Below are 22,297 nucleotides of genomic sequence, written 5' to 3' on the forward strand. Positions count from 1 at the left end.
TGAATTACGTATGTTCACTCAGAGACTTGGTATTCATTTTTCGTCTTGCGACGTTAAGAATCCATGTCACTTTGAGTGCCCACACAGATTGTCTGATAAATTGTTAAAGAGCAGTGCCGCTACGTTTTCGCTGCGGCGCGGGGTGTGCATATTACGCTTTCCCGCTTCAGAGTCAAGCGTTTATTTTGCTTTTCTCTGCTGACCCGGCGGCGTGTGTGCCGTTGTTCCGTGTCAGTGGAGGCGCATTATAGGGAGTTATTCTGAAGTGACAAGCACAAAATACAAAAAACTTTTCGTTCGCTCACTTTTCAAACTTAACGCTTATTTAAGTCGCGAATCGCCCGCTAAATGGGCAATTTCCCGCGCAAAACTGGCCACCTGCGACCAGTCGGTATAAACCACTTCTTTACGCGTATCGGTTTCGCCACCCGTCATCTTCATTATCAGGCGGATCATGAAGCGGTCATACCAGCGGTAGCGAGGATAGCGTAGCGCACCGGCAAAGACGGCGCACAGGTCTGGCTGCCACGGCGAGCCGAGCAAAAACTTGCGCGTGTAGCTGTTGGTCTGCGGCGTACGCTTCTCAGCTTTACGGGCAACCAGATTGACCGAGTAAAACGCGCCCGGCAATGTGTTGAGTACCGCCGTATGCTTTTTCACAAAGCGATCCAGCGCCGGATGGAAGTGTCCGTAACGAATGGAGGCGCCAATCACCACGCGATCGTACTCCTGCCAGGCAATCTCCTCCGCGCGATTCAGGTTCACCACATCCGAGTAAATGCCCAGCTCTTTTAATTCCGACGCCAGATACGCGGCAATCTCACGCGTTTGTCCGTCTCGCGTAGAGAAAAGAATCAGTGTTTTCATCAACGGCTCCTTATTCGCGCCAGAATGTTGGGGTAAACAGTACCAGCAGCGTAAAGACCTCAAGGCGACCAAACAGCATATTGGCAATAAGGATCCATTTCGCAACCGGGTTCATGCTGGCAAAGTTATCCGCCACAACCCCCAGGCCAGGCCCGAGGTTGTTCAGTGTTGCGACGACGGACGCAAAGGCGGAGAAATCATCCACTCCCGTCGCGATGATAGCCAGCATGCTGACGATAAAGACCAGCGCATACGCCGAGAAGAACCCCCACACCGCTTCGAGGATACGTTCCGGCAGCGCGCGGTTCCCCAGCTTAATGCTGTAGACCGCATTCGGGTGGACCAGGCGCTTCAGCTCACGGTTCCCCTGTTTGAACAGCAGCAGAATACGAATCACCTTCAGACCACCGCCCGTCGACCCCGCACAGCCGCCGATAAACGCGGAGCACAGAAGAAGTACCGGCAGGAACAGCGGCCAGCGCGCGATGCTGTCCGTGGTAAACCCGGCGGTCGTAGCCATCGACACCACCTGGAAAAACGCCTGATTGAGCGTGGTCAGCGCCGAGTTGTAAACATCATGGAACCACAGCACCAGGGTGCAGATGACGACCAGGGTAAGCTGGACGCCAATGAACATGCGGAACTCAGGATCGCGCCAGTACACCTTCAGGCTACGTCCGCTCAGTAAAGAGAAGTGCAGGCCGTAGTTACAGCCGGAGATCAGCAGGAAAATCGCAATGATGGTGTTAATCGTTGGGCTGTCGAAGTAGCCCACGCTGGCATCGTGAGTGGAGAACCCGCCAATGGCAATCGTCGCGAAGCTGTGCCCGATAGCATCGAAGGCAGGCATCCCGGCAAACCACAGCGCCAGCGCGCAGGCTACCGTCAGCAGAACATAAATCAGCCACAGGGTTTTCGCCGTCTCGGCAATACGCGGACGCATCTTGTTGTCTTTCAGCGGCCCCGGCATTTCAGCCCTGTACAGCTGCATCCCCCCGACGCCCAGAATCGGCAGGATGGCCACCGCCAGGACGATAATCCCCATCCCCCCGAACCACTGCAGCATCTGGCGATAAAAGAGAATAGCGTGGGGTAACGAATCCAGCCCCACCAGCGTCGTCGCACCGGTGGTCGTTAAACCAGAAAACGATTCAAAAAAGGCATCCGTGATGCTGAGGTTAGGCTGCTCAGAGAAGATAAAAGGCAGCGAACCGACGCTTCCCAGCACCGTCCAGAACAGGACCACAATCAGAAAGCCTTCGCGAGATTTCAGCTCACCTTTCTGACGACGGTTCGGCCACCACAGCAGCGAGCCGATCGCCAGCGCGACAAAGAAGGTCTGGGTAAAAGCCCGCCCCGCGCCGTCCCGGTAGATAAGCGCCACCAGTCCAGGGAGAATCATCGTCCCCGAAAAGAGTATGACCAGCAGTCCAACGATTCGGGTTATGGCACGAAAATGCATCTCTGCCGCTTCCTTTGGTATTCAAAAAGTGAGGTGGGGATTATTCTTCAATCGGCAGCAATTGCAACGAACCGCGACTGAAATCAGCCAGCTTTGCTGAAAAAGCAGCCAGTTCTGCCTGAGGAAGCGCCACGCGTAATTGCACCATTGCCTGGTAATCACTGTGCGCAATCACGCCGTTAAATTGTTTGAGCAGTGTTTCAATGCCCGATAGCTGAGCGTAATCGCACAATAAAGTATATTCGGTGAGCGGCGTTTTGCGGGTGGTCGTCAGGATATTCAGTGCCTGCTGCACTCCACCGCCATACGCTTTAACCAGCCCGCCCGTGCCCAACAGGATGCCGCCGTAGTAGCGCACCACCACGGCGGTAATTTCACCCACGCCGCTACCCATCAGCTGGGAGAGCATGGGTTTACCGGCTGTGCCCGCCGGTTCACCGTCGTCGGAAAAACCGAGCTGTTGCGAATCGTCCGGTGGCCCTGCCACCCACGCCACGCAGTGGTGACGTGCGTCAGGGTGCTCCGCGCGAACGGACTCGACAAACACTTTCGCCGCCTCTACGCCGTCGGTGTGCGCAAGCAGCGTAATAAAGCGGCTTTTCTTGATTTCCTCAACAAAGGTGACCGGTTCAGCCGGTATCAGCCAGCTTTCCATCAGGCCAGCTTCAGGTCTCGCGTCATATTCTCGATACCGTTCTCGTGAACCACCACGTTATCTTCGATACGAATGCCGCCAAACGGTTTCAGCGCGTCGATTTTTTCCCAGTTGAAGTGCTTGCTGAACTGCCCTTCACGCCACGGCGCCAGCAGGGATTCAATAAAGTAGATCCCCGGCTCGATGGTCAATACCATGCGCGGCTCAAGAATACGGGTGCAGCGCAGGTAAGGATATTTAGACGGTGCCGCCAGGTGCGTGCCGGTATCATCCTGCATGAAGCCCGCAACGTCGTGAACCTGCAGGCCCAGCGGGTGGCCGATACCGTGCGGCATGAATGGTCCAGTCAGGTCGTTCTCGACCATCGCCTCTTCGCTCATGTCTTTCACAAGCTGATGCTTACGCAGCAATTTAGCAATGCGCTGATGGAACTGGATGTGGTAATCCACGTAGCTGGTTCCGGCCTTCATGGTGCCAATCAGCGCCAGCTGTTCATCGTTCACGTCCTTAATCAGCTGTGCGAACTCGGTGTCCGCATTCGCCGCCCATGTGCGGGTCAGATCGGCCGCGTAGCCGTTGTACTCGGCCCCTGCGTCCAGCAGGAAGCTGCGCATTTCCGACGGAACCAGGTGATCCAGTTTGGTGTAGTGCAGGACGGACGCGTGCTCGTTGAGCGCGACAATGTTGCTGTACGGCACGTCGGTATCGCGATGACCGGTGGCGGTGAGATACGCCTGGTTGATATCGAACTCGCTCATGCCTGACTGGAACGCTTCGTGCGCGGCGCGGTGGCCATTCACCGCCGTTTTTTGCGCTTCACGCATGCAGTAAAGTTCGTAGTCGGTTTTATACGCGCGGTAATAGTGGAGGTAATCCAGCACCCCTTTCGGGTTGAGTTTGTCTGCCGGAATATCCAGACCGAGCGCACGTTCAGGTACAGGGCCAATGTAGCCGATGTTGCCGCGCGCCGCTGGCAGCTGGCTGCCAATGCCGTCCGCTTTTGGCAGGGCGATCACCTCAATTTCTTCCGTCCAGAAAGAGGTCGGCAGCGGTTCGACGTTGTGCCAGTAATCAACCGGCAGGTAGAACCACAGTTTCGGCTTGTTCACGCCGTCCACCAGCAGCCAGCAATTCGGAACCTGTGTCACCGGCACCCAGGCTTTAAACTGCGGGTTAACCTTAAACGGATAGGCGTGGTCATCAAGAAAAGTATTCATCAGCTCGCCGGAGTGGATCAGAAGAGCATCCAGCTTGAAGCGTGCCAGTACATCGCGGGTACGTTCCTGTAGGGTAACGATATGATTTTTATAAAGCGAAGCCAGTGAGTCCATCATTCTTCCTTTCGTATTTTTGACCTCAAGTCATCGCATCTTAGCACACCTCACTCCGGCTGCGTGATTTCCACCGACCGTGATCAATGCAGCAATTTCTTAATGAGTAATTTGCATTTTATTAACATAAATTCCACACTCCGTCTCATCTGGTATGACCAGATCCACTTGCTGGATTCAGGAGACTGACATGCTTTACAAAGGCGACACCCTGTACCTCAACTGGCTGGAAGATGGCATTGCCGAACTGGTGTTCGATGCCCCCGGCTCAGTGAATAAGCTTGATACCGCGACGGTGGCCAGTCTTGGCCAGGCGCTGGAAGTACTTGAAAAGCAATCTGAATTAAAAGGGCTGCTGCTGCGTTCTAACAAAGCGGCCTTTATTGTCGGTGCCGATATCACCGAATTCCTCTCGCTGTTCCAGGTTCCTGAAGAACAGCTGAGCCAGTGGCTGCACTTTGCCAATAGCGTCTTTAATCGTCTGGAAGATCTGCCTGTTCCAACGATCTCTGCCGTGAACGGCTACGCGCTGGGCGGCGGCTGCGAGTGCGTGCTGGCGACCGACTACCGTCTGGCGACGCCGGACCTGCGTATCGGCCTGCCGGAAACCAAGCTGGGCATCATGCCGGGCTTTGGCGGTTCCGTGCGTATGCCCCGCATGCTGGGCGCCGACAGCGCCCTGGAAATCATTGCCGCTGGTAAAGACGTGGGTGCAGAACAGGCGCAGAAAATCGGTCTGGTCGACGGCGTCGTGAAACCAGAGAAGCTGGTTGAAGGTGCACTCGCTATTCTGCGTCAGGCGATTAACGGCGACCTCGACTGGAAGGCCAAACGTCAGCCGAAGCTGGAGCCGTTAAAGCTCAGCAAGATTGAAGCCACCATGAGCTTCACCATCGCCAAAGGCATGGTGATGCAGACGGCGGGTAAACACTACCCGGCGCCAATCACGGCGGTGAAAACCATTGAAGCGGCAGCCCGCTTTGGCCGCGACGAAGCCCTGAAGCTGGAAAACCAGAGCTTTGTTCCGCTGGCGCACACCAATGAAGCCCGCGCGCTGGTTGGCATCTTCCTCAACGATCAGTTCGTAAAGGGCAAAGCCAAACAGCTGACCAAAAACGTTGAGACGCCAAAACACGCGGCGGTACTCGGCGCCGGTATTATGGGCGGCGGCATCGCTTACCAGTCGGCCTGGAAAGGCGTGCCGGTAGTGATGAAAGACATCAACGAGAAATCTCTGACGCTGGGCATGACCGAAGCCGCCAAGCTGCTGAATAAACAGCTTGAGCGCGGAAAAATTGACGGGCTGAAGCTCGCAGGCGTGATCTCAACCATCCAGCCTGTGCTGGAATACAGCGGTTTTGACCGTGTGGACGTGGTGGTTGAAGCGGTCGTTGAGAACCCGAAAGTCAAAAAAGCGGTGCTGGCGGAAACGGAAGACAAGGTTCGCCCGGACGCCGTCCTGGCCTCAAACACCTCCACCATCCCCATCAGCGAACTGGCGAGCGTGCTGAAGCGTCCGGAAAACTTCTGCGGAATGCATTTCTTCAACCCGGTACACCGTATGCCACTGGTCGAAGTGATCCGTGGAGAAAAAACCTCTGACGAAACCATCGCTAAAGTCGTGGCGTGGGCAAGCAAGATGGGTAAAACGCCGATCGTCGTTAATGACTGCCCAGGTTTCTTTGTGAACCGCGTGCTGTTCCCGTACTTCGCCGGCTTCAGCCAGCTGCTGCGCGACGGCGCGGACTTCCGCAAAATCGACAAAGTAATGGAAAAACAGTTCGGCTGGCCGATGGGCCCGGCGTATCTGCTGGACGTCGTCGGCATTGATACCGCCCACCACGCGCAGGCCGTCATGGCGGCGGGCTTCCCGCAGCGCATGCAGAAAGATTATCGCGATGCCATTGACGCCCTCTTTGACGCCAACCGCTTCGGACAGAAAAACGGCCTGGGCTTCTGGCGTTATAAAGAAGACAGCAAAGGCAAACCGAAGAAAGAAGAAGATGCGGCGGTGGATGGCCTGCTGGCCGACGTATGCCAGCCGAAACGCGACTTCACCGACGACGAAATTATTGCCCGCATGATGATTCCGATGATCAACGAAGTGGTCCGTTGCCTGGAAGAAGGCATTATCGCCAGCCCGGCAGAAGCGGATATGGCGTTGGTATATGGCCTGGGCTTCCCTCCGTTCCACGGCGGCGCGTTCCGCTGGCTGGATACGCTCGGCAGCGCCCGCTATCTCGATATGGCGCAGCAGTATCAGCACCTCGGCCCGCTTTATGAAGTGCCGGAAGGGCTGCGTAACAAAGCGCGCCATAACGAACCCTACTATCCAGCAGTTGAGCCAGCCCGTCCGGTTGGCGCGCTGAAAACGGCTTAAGGAGTCACAATGGAAAAGGTTGTCATTGTTGATGCGATTCGCACCCCGATGGGCCGTTCAAAAGGCGGTGCGTTCCGTAACGTGCGAGCGGAAGATCTCTCCGCGCACCTGATGCGTAGCCTGCTGGCGCGTAACCCGGCGCTGGACCCAGCAGCGCTCGACGATATCTACTGGGGCTGCGTGCAGCAAACGCTGGAGCAGGGCTTCAACATCGCCCGCAACGCGTCGCTGCTGGCGGAGATCCCGCATTCGGTTCCGGCGGTCACCGTCAACCGCCTGTGCGGTTCGTCGATGCAGGCCCTGCACGACGCGGCGCGCATGATCATGACCGGCGATGCGCAGGCCTGTCTGGTCGGCGGCGTTGAACACATGGGACACGTGCCGATGAGCCACGGGGTCGATTTCCATCCGGGCATGAGCCGCAACGTGGCGAAAGCCGCAGGCATGATGGGCCTGACCGCCGAGATGCTCTCCCGCCTGCACGGCATCAGTCGTGAAATGCAGGATGCTTTTGCCGCGCGCTCTCACGCCCGCGCCTGGGCCGCCACGCAGTCCGGTGCCTTCAAGAATGAGATCATCCCGACCGGGGGCCACGATGCAGACGGCGTACTGAAGCAGTTCAGCTACGACGAAGTCATTCGTCCGGAAACGACGGTCGAAGCGCTTTCTACCCTGCGTCCGGCATTTGATCCGGTCACCGGTACGGTAACGGCAGGGACGTCGTCGGCGCTGTCCGACGGTGCCGCCGCGATGCTGGTGATGAGCGAAAGCCGCGCCCGCGAATTGGGCCTGACGCCACGCGCTCGCGTGCGTTCGATGGCGGTGGTGGGCTGCGATCCTTCAATCATGGGTTACGGCCCGGTTCCGGCCTCGAAGCTGGCGCTGAAAAAAGCGGGCTTAACTGCCAGCGATATCGATCTGTTCGAGATGAACGAAGCGTTTGCCGCGCAGATCCTGCCGTGCATTAAAGATCTGGGGCTGATGGAGCAGATCGACGAGAAGATTAACCTCAACGGCGGCGCGATCGCCCTCGGTCACCCGCTGGGCTGTTCCGGGGCGCGTATCAGCACGACGCTGATTAACCTGATGGAACGCAAAGATGCCCAGTTTGGTCTGGCAACGATGTGTATCGGCCTGGGTCAGGGTATCGCGACGGTGTTTGAGAGAGTGTAAGTAAGGAAAAGTATCTCAAAGCCAATGACGTCAGAACAAGGCGGCAAGCGAGCGAATCCCGATGAGCTTACATTAGTAAGTGATTCGGGTGACCGAGCGCAGCCAACGCAGTTATGGCGTCATTGGCGAAGAGAGACAGTTTAGTTGCCGTTCTTCCCGCCTGTCAGGGGCGGGTTTTTTATTTAAATGAAGGCAAACGCATCGCCAAACAGGCGATCTTCACGCGCATCGCGTTCGTTACAGAACAGGTCGCGGGCAATTTTCGCCATCTCAAAACGGCCTGCAATGTAGATATCATGTCCCGCCAGCGTGCCGTGATCCTGCAGTACCGCCGTCAGCACCGTCCCGCTACGTCCACGCCAGCCCTCTTCCGGCTGCTCGACCACTGGCTCAATGCGCAGGTTAGGATGGTTAACGCTCAGCGCTTCAAGTTCAGACAGGTCGTACAGGTGCTTCTCTTCACGGCCGCCCCAGTAGATGGTGATGTCACGGTCTGGATTACGCGCCAGCGCGGTCAACAGAATAGAGCGCACATAGGAGAAGCCCGTACCGCCCGCGATCAGAATCAGCGGACGGTCTTCGTCATCACGCAACCACGCGTCGCCGTGAGGAATGTCGACCACAATCTCACGCTCTTTCAGGATGCGGTCCATCACGGCCATCGCGTACAGGTTAAGCTCAGACGCACCAATATGCAGCTCAATAAATTCCTGCTCTGCTGGCGTAGAGGCCATAGAGAAAGGACGCTTATCACGCTCATCCATCACCACCATCAGGTACTGGCCGGCACGGAATGAGAATGCCGCTTCAGGAACCAAACGGACGCGATATACGGTGTCGGTAATAGCATCTACCGACGTCACTTTACAGCTTAAGGTTGTCATTCGCTCTCTCTGTCGGGAAGTCTATAGGGCTTAACGGTCAGCTCAGGGTTTACCGTTATTCATTATGGCCAGTTCGTCCCAGATCGCGTCAATTCGCGCGGTCACAGCAGGATCTTTTTTGATCGGGCGACCCCATTCACGGTCGGTTTCGCCAGGCCATTTATTTGTGGCATCCAGTCCCATCTTTGAGCCAAGACCGGAAACCGGCGAGGCAAAATCCAGATAATCTATCGGCGTATTTTCGACTAACACCGTATCACGCGCAGGATCCATTCGCGTGGTTATCGCCCAGATAACGTCGTTCCAGTCACGGGCGTTAACGTCATCATCGCAGACAATAACAAATTTGGTATACATAAACTGGCGCAGGAAAGACCATACGCCCATCATCACGCGTTTAGCATGTCCGGGATACTGCTTCTTCATCGTGACCACCGCCATGCGATACGAGCATCCTTCAGGCGGCAGATAAAAATCAACGATTTCAGGGAACTGCTTTTGCAGGATCGGCACAAATACTTCGTTCAGCGCCACGCCGAGCACCGCCGGTTCATCCGGTGGGCGGCCAGTATAGGTGGAGTGATAAATCGCATCTTCACGTTGAGTAACATGCGTGACGGTAAACACCGGGAAGTTATCCACTTCGTTGTAATAGCCGGTATGGTCGCCGTATGGGCCTTCTGGCGCCATTTCACCCTGCTCAATGTAACCTTCCAGCACAATTTCGGCGCTGGCCGGCACTTCGAGATCGTTGGAGATACACTTCACGACCTCGGTTTTAGTCCCGCGCAGCAGGCCAGCAAACGCATATTCAGAGAGCGTATCCGGTACGGGCGTGACCGCCCCCAGAATGGTGGCCGGATCGGCACCTAACGCGACAGACACCGGGAACCGTTCACCCGGATGTGCAGCACACCACTCCTGGAAATCCAGCGCGCCGCCGCGGTGCGACAGCCAGCGCATGATGAGCTTATTCTTGCCAATCAGCTGCTGGCGATAAATACCGAGGTTTTGCCGCTCTTTATGCGGTCCGCGCGTCACGGTGAGGCCCCAGGTGATCAGCGGCGCAGCATCTTCAGGCCAGCACTGCATGATAGGGATTTTGGTGAGATCCACCGCATCGCCTTCCAGCACTTTCTGCTGACACGGCGCGCCGCGCAGGCGTTTGGTGGGCATGTTCAACACCTGCTTAAACTGCGGCAGCTTATCGAACAGATCGCGGAAACCTTTCGGTGGCTCAGGCTCTTTCAGAAATGCCAGCAGTTTCCCCACTTCACGCAGCGCGGTAACGTCTTCCTGCCCCATTCCCAGCGCGACACGACGCGGGGTGCCAAACAGGTTGCACAGCACCGGCATTGAGTAACCTTTTGGATTTTCAAACAGTAATGCAGGGCCACCGGCACGCAGGGTGCGGTCAGCAATTTCTGTCATTTCCAGATAAGGATCAACAGGAAGTGTAATGCGTTTCAGTTCACCCTGCTTTTCCAGCAGCGTCAGGAAGTCGCGGAGATCGTGGTATTTCATGCAGTTAGTCATGGCCTCTCTGTAAGCGCTTCATTATACGGCGTAAGCCTGCTTGATGCTGTAATTTTGTTAAATTAGCGTGAACTTATCCGCTGTGTTCGAATTTCCCCCATTATAATCAACTTAGCGATCCCTCCAGGGTTTTGATATGCTTGCGCCCCGAACTAAGGGAAAGAGTGATTATGCAGGCCTGGTATTTACTGTATTGCAAACGCGGGCAACTTCAGCGCGCGCAGGAACATCTTGAACGTCAGTCTGTAAATTGTCTGACACCCGTGATCACGCTTGAAAAAATGCAGCGCGGGAAGCGCACAACCGTTAGTGAGCCTTTATTCCCGAACTATCTGTTCGTGGAGTTCGACCCCGAGGTGATCCACACCACTACCATCAGCGCAACGCGCGGCGTCAGCCACTTCGTTCGTTTTGGTGCCCACCCGGCAACCGTTCCGTCGACCGTCATTCATCAGCTGTCTGTTTATCAACAGCCTGAAGGGATCACCGACCCGGAAACCCCTTACGCGGGCGATAGCGTCGTCATTACCGAAGGCGCATTCGAAGGCCTGCAGGCGATTTTCGCCGAGCCGGACGGTGAAGCGCGCTCCATGCTGTTGCTCAATCTGCTGAACAAGCAGGTGCTGCAGAGCGTGAAAAACACCGACTTCCGCAAAGTTTAAACGTTTATCCCGAACAGGCGACGCACGTTGTCATCCGTCTGCGCGGAAAGCCAGTGCGGATCCTCTCCGCGCCAGTGCGCTACGCGCTCAACAATGTGCCCCAGCAAGGCGGGCTCGTTTCGCCGCGATGCCGGTTTGGGCTTCATATCTCGCGGCAGCAGGTATGGCGCATCGGTTTCAAGTAGCAAACGGTCTGCCGGGATTATCGGCAGCAGCTCGCGAAGCTCAAGCCCGCGGCGCTCATCACACACCCAACCGGTGATCCCCAGATACAAACCGCGGTTCAGGCAATCCAGCGCTTCCTGGCGAGACCCGGTGAAGCAGTGGAGCACTGCGCCGGGCAGTTTATCCAGCCACGGGTCCAGCAGTGCGAGAAAACGTTCATGCGCGTCGCGACAGTGCATAAAGACGGGCATTTCAAGCTCTGCCGCCAGCGCAAGCTGGGCAGTGAACGCCTTTTCCTGTTCTTCAGGCGTGGAGAAGTTGCGGTTAAAATCGAGCCCGCACTCGCCAATAGCCACCACCTCTGCCGTTTTTGCCAGCGTGCGCAGGGTTTCTGCGCTCTCCGCCGTCCACTGGCTGCTGTCATGAGGGTGGACGCCTGCGGTTGACCAGCAGTGTTGATAGCGTTGCGCCAACAGCAGCGCCTGCTCGCTCTCATGCAGGTTGGTCCCGGTCAGGAGCAGCCCTTTTACGCCAGCCTCAAAAGCCCGCGCAACCACCTCGTCACGATCTTTCGCAAACTGCGAGCTGGTCAGGTTGAGTCCGATATCAAACATGCGATTCCCCATAGAACAACCGCCCTGACGGGCGGCTGGTTTTACTCTTCAGTGGTCTTTTCGGACGCATCGTCTTCATCGTCCGACCGGCGTCCTTTTCCCACGTAGAAACGCGAGAAGAATACGCCAACCTCAAACAGGCAGTACATCGGTATTGCCAGCAGCGTTTGTGAGAAGACGTCCGGCGGCGTCAGCAGCATGCCGACTACGAAGGCACCCACCAGAATATAGGGACGCTTCTTACGCAGGTCATCAGGGGTGGTTACCCCAACCCAGCAGAGCAGCACAATTGCCACCGGCACTTCAAACGCCACACCGAACGCCATAAACAGCGCCATCACAAAGCTGAGGTAGCTAGCGATATCCGTCGATACCTGAACCCCTTCCGGCGCGGTATGCGTCAGGAAGCCAAAGGCCAGCGGGAAGACAACGAAGTAGGCAAACGCCATGCCGATATAGAACAGCAGCGAACTGGAGACCAGCAGCGGGATCACCAGTTTACGTTCGTGCCTGTACAGTGCTGGCGCCACAAATGCCCATACCTGATAAAGGATGACGGGTGCAGACGCAATCAACGACACCCAGAAGGTGAGCTTAATCGGGGTGAAAAACGGTGATGCAACGTCTGTTGCAATCATCGTTGCCCCCAGCGGCATCTGCTTGATCAGCGGCGCAGAAACCACCTGATAAATATCGTTGGCGAAATAGACCAGGCACAGGAATATGAGGAATACCGCAATAATGCAGTTTAACAGGCGCTTACGCAGCTCAATCAGGTGCGTAATAAGCGGTTGAGTATCATCTACTGCCATGGTTACGCTTTATCACTCGACGAGGGGGATGATTCGGAAACGGGCGCGGCGGGTTTCGCTTCAGCCGCTTTTACCACCGGCTCTTCCGGCTGCGCCTGTTTTTTCAGTTCAGTTGCCTGCGGCGTTTGTTCAGGCGCTGCGGCCTGGTGCTCCGCACTCGCTGGCGTCACGCCCTCACGCTGCGCTTCGCTGTCCTTCACCACCGGGTTATGAATAGTGTTCGCTTCATCGCTCGCTTTTTCAGGATCGTTAACGCTGTAAGAGCGCTTCATGGATTCCGCCGCTTCGCGCAGCTCATCCATTGAGGCTTTCAGTTCCGGCGTCAGGTTATCCATGCTCGCCTTCTCAACCTTTTTCAGGCTTTCCTGAAATTCCTGCAGCTTAAGTTCCTGCGCCAGCTCGTTCTGAACGGTCGAAGCCAGCGATCTTAGCGCTCGAACCCAGCCCACGACGGTTTTCACCGCTACCGGCAGACGCTGCGGCCCCAGTACGATCAGACCAATCACAAAGACCAGCAGCAGCTCACTAAAACCAATGTCGAACACGACTTACACCTGCTCTTTATCGTGGCGTTTAGCGTCTTCCTTTTTGGCATCTTCTTGCTTATCGGAGATGGATTTAGCAGTAAAGTCAGCGTCCTGGCTGGTTTTATCCTGCTTGCTCTCATCATCGCTCATCGCTTTCTTGAAGCCTTTGATAGACGCGCCCAGATCGGAACCAATAGAACCGAGCTTTTTGGTGCCAAACAGCAGCACGACGATGACGGCAATAATAACTAATTGCCAGATACTGATACCACCCATACATATTCCTCAGGGATAGATGATTAATTGGTCAGGTCGCATTATACGTATGCGACCTGTCGATGGCGATGCAAACTCAGCGCGTTTTTCTCCATCCTGCAAGCCAGACAACAACCCCGCCAGCCATCAGCCAGGCGGGCATCATCTGCCAGTCAGGACGGTTGATCAGCAGCAGCGTACCGCTCAGCAGCAGCGTTGCGCCAATGCCAAAGAGGTAGCGTGACTGTCCCTGGCGCACACGGCTGGACTGAAGCTCGCGGGCGATTTTATCCATGCTGTGCTGAAGATTCTTGCTCTGACGCAAACTGTCGTAAACCAGTTCAGGAATTTCAGGCATTTTTTCGATCCAGAACGGTCCTTTCTCTTTCAGCGAACGCACCAGCGCTGGAAGGCCAACCTGATCCTTAATCCAGGATTCCAGGAAAGGTTTAGCCGTCTTCCACAAGTCTAACTGAGGATAGAGTTGTCGACCTACACCCTCAACGTAAAGTAATGTTTTCTGAAGTAAAACTAACTGTGGCTGAACTTCCATATTAAAGCGGCGGGCCGTATTGAACAGGTTTAACAGCACGTGTCCAAAAGAGATCTCTGCCAGCGGTTTTTCAAAAATCGGTTCGCAAACGGTACGGATAGCAAACTCGAACTCTTCGACGTTGGTGTCTGGCGGAACCCAGCCGGAATCCACATGCAGCTCGGCCACCTTACGGTAGTCGCGGTTGAAGAAGGCGATGAAGTTCTCAGCCAGATAACGTTTATCTTCTTTATTCAGCGAGCCCACAATTCCGCAGTCGATACCGATGTATTTCGGATCCTCAGGATGCTCATAGCTCACGAAGATATTGCCCGGATGCATGTCCGCATGGAAAAAACTGTCGCGGAATACCTGGGTAAAGAAGACCTGCACGCCACGTTCGGCCAGCAGCTTCATGTTCGTTCCCTGCTTCTCCAGGGCCACCACATCCGAAACCGGAATACCGTAGATGCGCTCCATGACCATCATGTTCTGGCTGCAATAGTCAGAATAGACTTCAGGCACGTAGAGCATCGGGCTGTTTTCAAAATTGCGGCGCAGCTGAATGGCGTTTGCCGATTCACGCAGCAGATTAAGCTCATCAATCAGCGTTTTTTCATATTCCCGCACCACTTCCATCGGGCGCAGTCGACGGCCGTCCGGCAGCAGACGCGGAACCCAGCGCGCCAGACGATAAATTAGCTTCATGTCGGCTTTGATAATCGGCAGGATATCCGGGCGGATCACCTTGATCACCACCTCTTTACCGTTCTCTTTCAGACGCGCAGTGTGCACCTGAGCGATAGAAGCCGACGCCAGCGGTTCTATTTCGAAATCGTCAAACCAGGTTTCAACGGGAAGGTTACCCATCGCCTCCTCGATCTGTTTCTTCGCTCTCACCCCGTCAAACGGGGCGACACGGTCCTGCAGCATCGCCAGTTCATCGGCAATGTGCGGCGGGAAGAGATCGCGGCGAGTTGAGAGCATCTGTCCGAACTTAATCCATACCGGGCCGAGCTCCTGCAGCGCCAGACGCAGGCGTTCACCCAGCGGCTGACCTTTATGGCGATTTGGCATCCAGAACAGCGTCCGCCGCCAGATCCTGAGCGGCAGCGTGATACGCATTTTGGGGATGAGCTCGTCGAGCCCGTAACTCAAAAAGGTGTGGATGATAAAATAGAGGCGCCGAATTTCACCAGGCGTCATTTGCCCTCCAGTCTTTCCAGCCGTTTGCTTAGGGCATCAACCGCACGTTCAACCGCGGCCGTCTCTTCTGCGAACCACGCCACTTCCAGCGGCCCGGGCGCCATGCGCCACTCTTCGGTCAGCACTTCTGCGGCATAACGCTGTTGGCGTTGCAGATTTTTGCGCAGGAACGCCGTGCCGCCATGAATAACTTTCCCGATCCCTTCAGCGGCGATGTCGCCAATAAAAGGCGCCAGCAGCTCTGCCGGGTCAAACTCAGCCAGATCGCTGAGCGCAACGAAGTTCTGCACGACCTGGATGTCGCCTTCCACTTCCAGCTCACCGCTGCGGATAAGCGCCGTTAATTGCTGGCGATCGCGCAGTTTTGGCAGCACGCTCATATGGGTAATGACCGAGCAATCAGCTTCACCTTCCCACTCACCCAGAACGTCAAGCTGACGTTCGCTGAAAACCAGCACGAGCGGCGTCGAGAACTCTTTTAACACAATGCGCAGTACCTTCCCGTTTAGCCGCTGACGTGCGGCTTTCAGCGCCGGAGCGCGATACAGGAAGGCATTCAGCACATTCTCGATGCCTGCGGTGACTAAGGGTTTAAAGGGCACGGGACACCTCCACTCAGAATTTGTAACCGCGATGCAGCGCGACGACACCCGCCGTCATGTTGAAGTACTCAACGTTCTCAAATTCCGCATCCTGCATCATGGCTTTTAAGGTGTCCTGATCCGGATGCATGCGAATTGATTCCGCCAGATAGCGATAGCTTTCCGCGTCGTTTGCCACCAGTTCGCCAATACGCGGCAGCACGTGGAAGGAATATGCGTCGTAGGCTTTGCTCAGCGGGTCGATAATCGGTTTAGAGAACTCGAGCACCAGCAGGCGTCCACCCGGCTTCAGCACGCGGTACATGGAGCGCAGCGCTTTTTCTTTATCAGTGACGTTACGCAGACCGAAGGAAATCGTGATGCAGTCAAAAGTATTGTCCGGGAACGGCAGCGCTTCGGCGTTGGCCTGCACGTATTCCACGTTACCCACCACGCCGATGTTACGCAGCTTTTCGCGTCCCATTTTAAGCATGGAGTCATTAATATCAGCCAATACAACGCGACCGGTTTCGCCCACCAGACGGGAGAATTTCGCCGTCAGATCGCCCGTACCGCCAGCCAGATCGAGAACCGTTTGTCCACGACGCACACCGCTGCAGTCGATGGTGAAGCGCTTCCACAAGCGATGAATGCCGAACGACATCAAGTCATTCATCACATCGTACTTCGCCGCCACGGAATGAAATACGTGGGCCACCATGTCAGCTTTCTGCGCTTTGGCTACAGTCTGAAAGCCAAAGTGCGTCGTGTCTTGTGAATCGTCAACCATCTCAGAGCCTGCTAATCAGTCAAATGTTCGTGAAGTGTAACAGATTGGGCGCAATTGCCCTACGATTCAACCACCGCGAAAGAAACGCGCTGGCTGCTCGTCTGGCGATAAATCCGCCGCTAAATCGTTGTCCTGGTTGGGGGTATTTTGTTCATCCCCGCCCTCACGCAGTCGGAACTCTTCGTCCTGCGCTGTGGCCTGTTCGACCAATTCCGGATTAATCTCGCGTTTAACCTCCACTCCCAGGCTGCGGAATGCTTCAGCCTGCGCAAGCAGATTGCCACGCCCGGAGGAGAGCTTTTTCATCGCCTGGCGGTAGTTATCCTGCGCACGATCCAGGCTTTGCCCGACGGAGGTCATGTCGTCCACGAAGAGGCGCATTTTGTCGTACAGCTTGCTGGCGCGGTCGGCAATCTGCTGCGCGTTACGGCTCTGGTGTTCGTAGCGCCACAGGTTAGCAATGGTGCGTAAGGCCACCAGCAGCGTGGTGGGGCTGACCAGCATAATGTTATTTTTCAGCGCTTCGGTGATCAGTTCGGGCTGTCTGTCGAGCGCCAGCAAAAACGCGGGTTCGACCGGGATAAACATCAGCACGTAGTCCAGCGAGCGCAGCCCAGGCAGTTGCTGATAATCCTTTCTACCCAGCAGGCGAATATGGTTACGCACGGAGGCAATGTGCTCCTGCAGCGCCGATTCGCGCGTATAGTCGTCTTCAGCGTTGAAGTAGCGCTCATAGGCCACCAGCGTCATTTTGGCGTCAATGACCACATCTTTGCCCTGCGGCAGACGCACAATCACATCCGGCTGCATTCGCGAGCGGGCATCGTTTTCGATACTCACCTGCGTTTCGTATTCATACCCTTCCCGCAGGCCAGAGGCCTCCAGCACGCGGGTGAGCACCACTTCCCCCCAGTTACCCTGGGTTTTGTTATCGCCTTTCAGCGCCCGCGTCAGGTTGACCGCTTCCTGCGCCATCTGGGCATTCAGCTGTTGAAGATTGCGGATCTCATGCGCCAGCGTGTGGCGTTCGCGGGCTTCCTGACCAAAGCTGTCCTGTACCTGACGGCGAAAGCCGTCCAGCTGTTCGCGCAGCGGCGTCAGCAGGCTGTTCAGGCTCTGGCGATTTTGCTCATCAACGCGGCGGTTGCTGTGCTCGAAAATGCGGTTGGCGAGATTCTCGAACTGCTCGCTGAGGCGCTGCTCGCTGTTGATCATCTGGCGGATTTTGTCTTCGGCATGCAGCTGGGTGGATTCAAGGCGGGTAGTCACTTCGCGGAGATCGGCCTCCAGCGAGGTGTTGATATCACGCAGGTTACGCAGTTCGTTATTGAGCAGTTCACACTCGTCGCGCCAGTGGTCGCTTAGGGCAAGCTGCTGTTTTGCGGCGCTTAAATCGGCGACGATCTCTTCGCGTTCAGCCAACTGCTCGGCCTTCTGCTGTGCATGCTGATAGCTGGATATCAGCCAGCCTATCGCCACGCCAGCCAGCGCAATTACCGCATAAATAAGGATTGAGATATCCACAATGCCCCCTGCATCAACGTATTACCCGCACAAAATAAGATTGTGCTGTATAAACGTCCAGTTTGAAAGGGTTTTCCTGCGAGGCGCTACGCAAAAAATAAAGGCCGAACGCGTCGGCCTTTTATCTCAGAGAGGAGGACTAGATCAGGCGGCGAGCCGCTTCAACCACGATTTTCACCGCGTGACTTTCTGTCTGCTTCATGGTTTCGGCGTTCGGGATCTCCTGCTGGGTGCGGTTGACGATAACGCCCGCCACCATACCGGCACGCAGACCCTGGCTTGCGCACATGGTCAGCAGCGTTGCGGATTCCATCTCGTAGTTCATCACGCCCATAGACTGCCACTCTTCCATTGAGCCTTTGAAGCGGCTCACCACGCGGCCTGAGAAGGTGTCGTAACGCTCCTGGCCCGGATAGAAGGTATCAGAAGAGGCAGTTACGCCCACGTGAGTGGTTGCGCCCACGGATTTCGCCGCTTCAACCAGCGCGGTGGTGCACTCGAAGTCAGCCACTGCCGGGAATTCCATCGGTGCAAAGTGCAGGCTTGCGCCGTCCAGACGCACGGATGCGGTCGTCACCAGCACGTCGCCCACGTTAATGTGCGGCTGAATCGCGCCGGTGGTGCCGATACGCAGGAAAGTACGAATGCCCAGCTGCGCCAGCTCTTCCACGGCAATAGAGGTAGACGGGCCACCGATACCGGTAGAGCACACAATCACCGCTTTGCCATCCAGCTCTGCGCGCCAGGTGGTGAATTCACGATGGGCAGCCAGCTTGACCGGCTTATCCATCAGCGCGGCGATCTTTTCCACACGCTCTGGGTCGCCAGGGACGATAGCGAGCGTAGCCCCTTGTAAATCGTTTTTAGTGAGGCCGAGATGAAAAACATCAGACTTAGACATAGGTGACTCCTCTGTGGGTCGGTTAGTCAGAAGAAGTAAAACGGTACTTTACAGAAGCGGTAAGCATAATTACGTGACGCATCTCACCATGAATGAAAATGATTGCATTGAATTTCCATCAAAAAGTGATCCACATCACATTAACAAGTTATATCGTCGGGTGCTGCACAAAAGATAGACCGTTTAAGGCACTGTGAGTTGTTAACCTGGTGTCTATATTTACCTTTGCGCTAACTCATTGGTACGGAGAATGCCATGACTGAAAAAACCGGATTTGCACCTGCTGCGGCTCCGCATGCTTCAACCATCGTCTCAACCTCAGAAGAGGCCATTACGGCAGGCGAGACCTCCATCCCCTCTCAGGGGGAAAATATGCCTGCATATCACGCGCGGCCAAAGTCAGCAGACGGCCCGCTGCCCGTCGTGATTGTGGTTCAGGAGATTTTCGGCGTTCACGAACATATTCGCGACCTCTGCCGCCGCCTGGCGCTGGAGGGTTATCTGGCCGTTGCGCCAGAGCTCTACTTCCGTCAGGGCGATCCGAATGACTACAGTGATATCCCGACGCTCTTCAGCAACCTGGTCAGCAAAGTGCCAGACGCGCAGGTGCTGGCAGACCTAGACCACGTCGCCAGCTGGGCGGCGCGCAACGGCGGCGACCCGCACCGCTTAATGGTCACCGGTTTCTGCTGGGGTGGACGCATTAGCTGGCTGTATGCCGCGCATAACCCGCAGCTGAAAGCCGCCGTTGCCTGGTACGGCAAACTGGTGGGCGAAAAGACGCTGAACTCACCGAAGCATCCGGTTGATATCGCTACCGATCTCAATGCCCCGGTGTTAGGGCTGTATGGCGGCCAGGATACCGGCATTCCGCTTGATACCGTCGAGACGATGCGCCACGCGCTGCGGGCGGCGAACGCGAAGGCCGAAATCGTGGTGTATCCCGATGCCGGACACGCGTTTAATGCCGATTATCGTCCGAGCTATCACGCGGAATCCGCTAAAGATGGCTGGCAGAGAATGCTGGCATGGTTTAGCCAGTACGGCGGGAAGAAAGCATAAAAAAAAGCCCGGTGGCGGCTGCGCCTTACCGGGCCTGCGCGTCATCAAGCCTGACGTAAGTTCTGCGCCGCCTTCACCATGTTGGCGAGCGCCGCACGCGTCTCCGGCCAGCCGCGGGTTTTCAGGCCGCAGTCCGGGTTTACCCACAGGCGTTCCGCCGGGATGCGCTGAGCGGCTTTTCTCAGCAGCGCCTCAATCCACTCCACGCTCGGCACGTTCGGGGAGTGAATGTCATACACGCCCGGCCCAATTTCGTTCGGGTAGTCGAACTCTTCAAACGACTCCAGCAGCTCCATGTCTGAACGCGAGGTCTCGATGGTGATCACGTCTGCATCCAGCGCGGCAATCGAATCCATGATGTCGTTAAATTCGCAGTAACACATATGGGTGTGGATCTGGGTGTCGTCCTTCGCCACTGCGGCGTTGATGCGGAATGCTTCCACGCCCCACTGCAGGTAAGCATCCCAGTCGCTGCGGCGCAGCGGCAAACCTTCGCGCAGCGCCGGTTCGTCAATCTGGATGATGCCAATCCCCGCCGCCTCCAGATCCGCCACTTCATCACGCAGCGCCAGCGCGATCTGTTTGGCGATGGTTTCACGGGTCACGTCTTCGCGCGGGAACGACCAGCAGAGAATGGTCACCGGGCCGGTCAGCATGCCTTTTACCGGCTTGTCGGTCAGGGACTGGGCGTACTTCGCCCACTCCACCGTGATCGGTTCCGGGCGGCTGACGTCGCCAATGACCACCGGCGGCTTCACGCAGCGGGAGCCGTAGCTCTGCACCCAGCCGTTCTGGGTAAAGACGAAGCCGTCCAGGTGTTCACCGAAGTATTCCACCATGTCGTTACGCTCGGCTTCGCCGTGTACCAGCACGTCCAGCCCGAGGCGTTCCTGCTCGATAATCGCCTGCTTGATGTGTTCCGCAATGCCGGTGCGGTAATGATTCGCGTCCAGATTGCCCTTTTTGAAGTCCAGACGCAGGCCGCGGATCTCGGTAGTTTGCGGGAATGAACCGATGGTCGTGGTCGGCCACGCGGGAAGATTGAAGCGGGCGCGCTGGGCTTCGGCACGTACCTCGTACGGGCTCTGACGCTGGCTGTCCCGGGCGGTGTTGGCCGCCAGACGTTTTTCTACCGCCGGGTTGTGCACGCGAGCCGAGTGACGACGCGCCTGAATCGGTGCGCTCCATTCGGTAATCGCCGCCGTATCGCCGCTGTTGAGCGCGTCGCGCAGCAGTGCCAGCTCTTCACATTTTTGCAGGGCGAAGGCAAACCAGCTCTTCACTTCAGGGTCGAGACGGGTCTCCACGCTCAGATCGATCGGACTGTGCAGCAGCGAGCAGGATGATGCCACCCATAGCTCGCGTTTGCCGACGATGTCTTTAATTTGGGCGTATTTCTCGGTCAGATCGGCGCGCCAGACGTTACGGCCGTTGACCAGACCGGCGGAGAGCAACCACTCCTCAGGCAGGCGCTTGTGCAGCTCTGAGACATCGTCCTTACCGTGAACCAGGTCAACGTGCAGGCCCTGAACCGGCAGCGCGGTGATAGTGTCGAGGTTCGGCGTCACGCCCTCGAAATAGGTGGTCAGCAGCAGCTTCACCTGTCCGGTGAGCGCGTCATACGCCGGTTTGAAGGCATCGAGCCACTCCTGCGGCAGCTCCAGCACCAGCGCGGGTTCGTCGATTTGCACCCACTGAATGCCGCGCTTGCCCAGCTCAATCAGCACCTGCTTATAGACCGACAGAATATCGTTCAGCAGGCTGAGGCGGTCAAATTGTTCGCCCTTCACTTTACCCAGCCACAGGTAGGTTACCGGCCCCAGCAATACGGGCTTCACCTGGTGGCCCAGCGCCAGCGCTTCATCCACTTCGTCCAGAAGCTGCGTCCAGGTCAGCGTAAACTGCTGACCTTTGACGAACTCCGGCACCATATAGTGATAGTTGGTGTTAAACCACTTGGTCATTTCCGCCGCTGCCGCTGGCTCACCCGTTGGCGCGCGGCCACGGCCGATGCGGAACAGGGTGTCGATATCCACCGATCCATCTTTGTTCTGATGACGAGCCGGCACGTTGCCCAGCAGCAGGCTGGTCGTCAGAACATGGTCGTACCAGGCGAAATCGCCCACCGGCAGCAGGTCAATACCCGCCTGTTTTTGCTGATCCCAGTGACGGGCGCGCAGCTCCCGCCCCACCGCCAGGAGTTCTTCACGGGTGGCGTTGCCCGCCCAGTAGCTTTCTTGCGCTTTTTTCAGCTCGCGACGCAGGCCAACGCGAGGAAAACCGAGAGTGTGAGTGCGGATTGTCATGGTATGCCCCTTGTGAAATTTGTTATTTAGACGTCCAGATGTTTACACATCTATAATTGGCAGGTACTGTAT

20 protein-coding genes are annotated in these 22,297 nt (G+C 56.4%); 4 read left to right on the plus strand and 16 right to left on the minus strand.

All coding sequences use genetic code 11. The features are described from left to right. Positions 1-321: 321 nt before the first annotated feature. The 4 genes from hemG to pepQ are packed head-to-tail and all read right to left on the minus strand — an operon-like array spanning position 322 to position 4,315. Entirely contained in the window at positions 322-867 is a 546-nt protein-coding gene (hemG, locus tag ACMWL8_RS21280) for a menaquinone-dependent protoporphyrinogen IX dehydrogenase (protein ID WP_028014767.1), read from the minus strand. Positions 868-877: 10 nt separating this feature from the next. Further along, a complete protein-coding gene (gene trkH / locus ACMWL8_RS21285) occupies positions 878-2,329 on the minus strand; it encodes a Trk system potassium transporter TrkH (protein WP_013099227.1) in 1,452 nt (483 codons plus the stop codon). A gap of 40 nt (positions 2,330-2,369) precedes the next feature. Then, positions 2,370-2,984 (minus strand): IMPACT family protein, encoded by a 615-nt coding sequence (locus ACMWL8_RS21290; protein WP_045260975.1) that lies wholly within the window; start codon positions 2,982-2,984, stop codon positions 2,370-2,372. Further along, complete coding sequence (gene pepQ, locus ACMWL8_RS21295) at positions 2,984-4,315, minus strand: Xaa-Pro dipeptidase (RefSeq protein WP_045260976.1); 1,332 nt, start codon at positions 4,313-4,315, stop codon at positions 2,984-2,986. Before pepQ ends, ACMWL8_RS21290 begins: the two co-directional genes overlap by 1 nt. Positions 4,316-4,505: 190 nt before the next feature. Between pepQ and fadB the strand changes: the two genes are divergently transcribed. Beyond that, positions 4,506-6,695: a fatty acid oxidation complex subunit alpha FadB gene (gene fadB / locus ACMWL8_RS21300; protein ID WP_045260977.1), complete on the plus strand. Its 2,190-nt coding sequence runs from the start codon at positions 4,506-4,508 to the stop codon at positions 6,693-6,695. A gap of 9 nt (positions 6,696-6,704) precedes the next feature. Further along, on the plus strand, positions 6,705-7,868 hold the full coding sequence (gene fadA, locus ACMWL8_RS21305) for an acetyl-CoA C-acyltransferase FadA (protein WP_008501515.1): 1,164 nt from the start codon (positions 6,705-6,707) through the stop codon (positions 7,866-7,868). A gap of 182 nt (positions 7,869-8,050) precedes the next feature. Here fadA and fre read toward each other — a convergent pair whose 3' ends face one another. Together fre and ubiD are read right to left on the minus strand one after the other, a co-directional pair. Then, entirely contained in the window at positions 8,051-8,752 is a 702-nt protein-coding gene (fre, locus tag ACMWL8_RS21310; protein ID WP_028014772.1) for an NAD(P)H-flavin reductase, read from the minus strand. A gap of 42 nt (positions 8,753-8,794) precedes the next feature. Further along, a complete protein-coding gene (gene ubiD, locus ACMWL8_RS21315) occupies positions 8,795-10,288 on the minus strand; it encodes a 4-hydroxy-3-polyprenylbenzoate decarboxylase (protein ID WP_028014773.1) in 1,494 nt (497 codons plus the stop codon). A gap of 170 nt (positions 10,289-10,458) precedes the next feature. Between ubiD and rfaH the strand changes: the two genes are divergently transcribed. After that, the gene (rfaH, locus tag ACMWL8_RS21320) at positions 10,459-10,950 is read left to right on the plus strand and encodes a transcription/translation regulatory transformer protein RfaH (RefSeq protein WP_020882871.1); all 492 of its coding nucleotides are present in this window, start codon (positions 10,459-10,461) and stop codon (positions 10,948-10,950) included. Here rfaH and tatD read toward each other — a convergent pair. From tatD to udp, 9 genes are all read right to left on the minus strand, one after another. Further along, entirely contained in the window at positions 10,947-11,729 is a 783-nt protein-coding gene (gene tatD, locus ACMWL8_RS21325; RefSeq protein ID WP_028014774.1) for a 3'-5' ssDNA/RNA exonuclease TatD, read from the minus strand. The two genes, rfaH and tatD, sit on opposite strands and share 4 nt — an antisense overlap. Positions 11,730-11,770: 41 nt before the next feature. Further along, positions 11,771-12,541: a Sec-independent protein translocase subunit TatC gene (tatC, locus tag ACMWL8_RS21330; RefSeq protein WP_028014775.1), complete on the minus strand. Its 771-nt coding sequence runs from the start codon at positions 12,539-12,541 to the stop codon at positions 11,771-11,773. A 2-nt stretch (positions 12,542-12,543) separates the two neighbouring features. Continuing rightward, positions 12,544-13,086, minus strand: a complete 543-nt coding sequence (gene tatB / locus ACMWL8_RS21335) for a Sec-independent protein translocase protein TatB (RefSeq protein WP_045260978.1) — start codon at positions 13,084-13,086, stop codon at positions 12,544-12,546. A gap of 3 nt (positions 13,087-13,089) precedes the next feature. Then, positions 13,090-13,344 carry a Sec-independent protein translocase subunit TatA gene (tatA, locus tag ACMWL8_RS21340; protein ID WP_013099238.1) on the minus strand — a complete coding sequence of 85 codons (255 nt, stop codon included), beginning with the start codon at positions 13,342-13,344 and terminating at the stop codon, positions 13,090-13,092. Positions 13,345-13,420: 76 nt separating this feature from the next. Next, positions 13,421-15,061, minus strand: coding sequence for a ubiquinone biosynthesis regulatory protein kinase UbiB (ubiB, locus tag ACMWL8_RS21345; RefSeq protein ID WP_028014777.1), 1,641 nt, complete (start codon positions 15,059-15,061; stop codon positions 13,421-13,423). Beyond that, entirely contained in the window at positions 15,058-15,663 is a 606-nt protein-coding gene (ubiJ, locus tag ACMWL8_RS21350) for a ubiquinone biosynthesis protein UbiJ (RefSeq protein ID WP_045260979.1), read from the minus strand. The genes ubiB and ubiJ overlap by 4 nt, the downstream gene beginning before the upstream one ends. Positions 15,664-15,676: 13 nt before the next feature. Beyond that, positions 15,677-16,432 carry a bifunctional demethylmenaquinone methyltransferase/2-methoxy-6-polyprenyl-1,4-benzoquinol methylase UbiE gene (ubiE, locus tag ACMWL8_RS21355; RefSeq protein ID WP_028014779.1) on the minus strand — a complete coding sequence of 252 codons (756 nt, stop codon included), beginning with the start codon at positions 16,430-16,432 and terminating at the stop codon, positions 15,677-15,679. A gap of 66 nt (positions 16,433-16,498) precedes the next feature. Then, positions 16,499-17,956 carry a DNA recombination protein RmuC gene (gene rmuC, locus ACMWL8_RS21360; RefSeq protein WP_045260980.1) on the minus strand — a complete coding sequence of 486 codons (1,458 nt, stop codon included), beginning with the start codon at positions 17,954-17,956 and terminating at the stop codon, positions 16,499-16,501. A gap of 139 nt (positions 17,957-18,095) precedes the next feature. Next, positions 18,096-18,857 carry a uridine phosphorylase gene (gene udp / locus ACMWL8_RS21365; RefSeq protein ID WP_003860792.1) on the minus strand — a complete coding sequence of 254 codons (762 nt, stop codon included), beginning with the start codon at positions 18,855-18,857 and terminating at the stop codon, positions 18,096-18,098. A 255-nt stretch (positions 18,858-19,112) separates the two neighbouring features. On the opposite strand from udp, the gene ACMWL8_RS21370 reads away from it, so the two are divergent. Further along, positions 19,113-19,919, plus strand: a complete 807-nt coding sequence (locus ACMWL8_RS21370) for a dienelactone hydrolase family protein (RefSeq protein WP_045260981.1) — start codon at positions 19,113-19,115, stop codon at positions 19,917-19,919. Between the two features lie 44 nt (positions 19,920-19,963). On the opposite strand, the gene metE is transcribed toward ACMWL8_RS21370, so the two are convergent. Beyond that, entirely contained in the window at positions 19,964-22,225 is a 2,262-nt protein-coding gene (gene metE, locus ACMWL8_RS21375) for a 5-methyltetrahydropteroyltriglutamate--homocysteine S-methyltransferase (protein ID WP_045260982.1), read from the minus strand. Between the last annotated feature and the right edge of the window lie 72 nt (positions 22,226-22,297).

It is taken from the genome of Enterobacter sp. 04-C-12-SI-ECC (assembly GCF_047530715.1).
Taxonomy (GTDB): domain Bacteria; phylum Pseudomonadota; class Gammaproteobacteria; order Enterobacterales; family Enterobacteriaceae; genus Enterobacter; species Enterobacter bugandensis.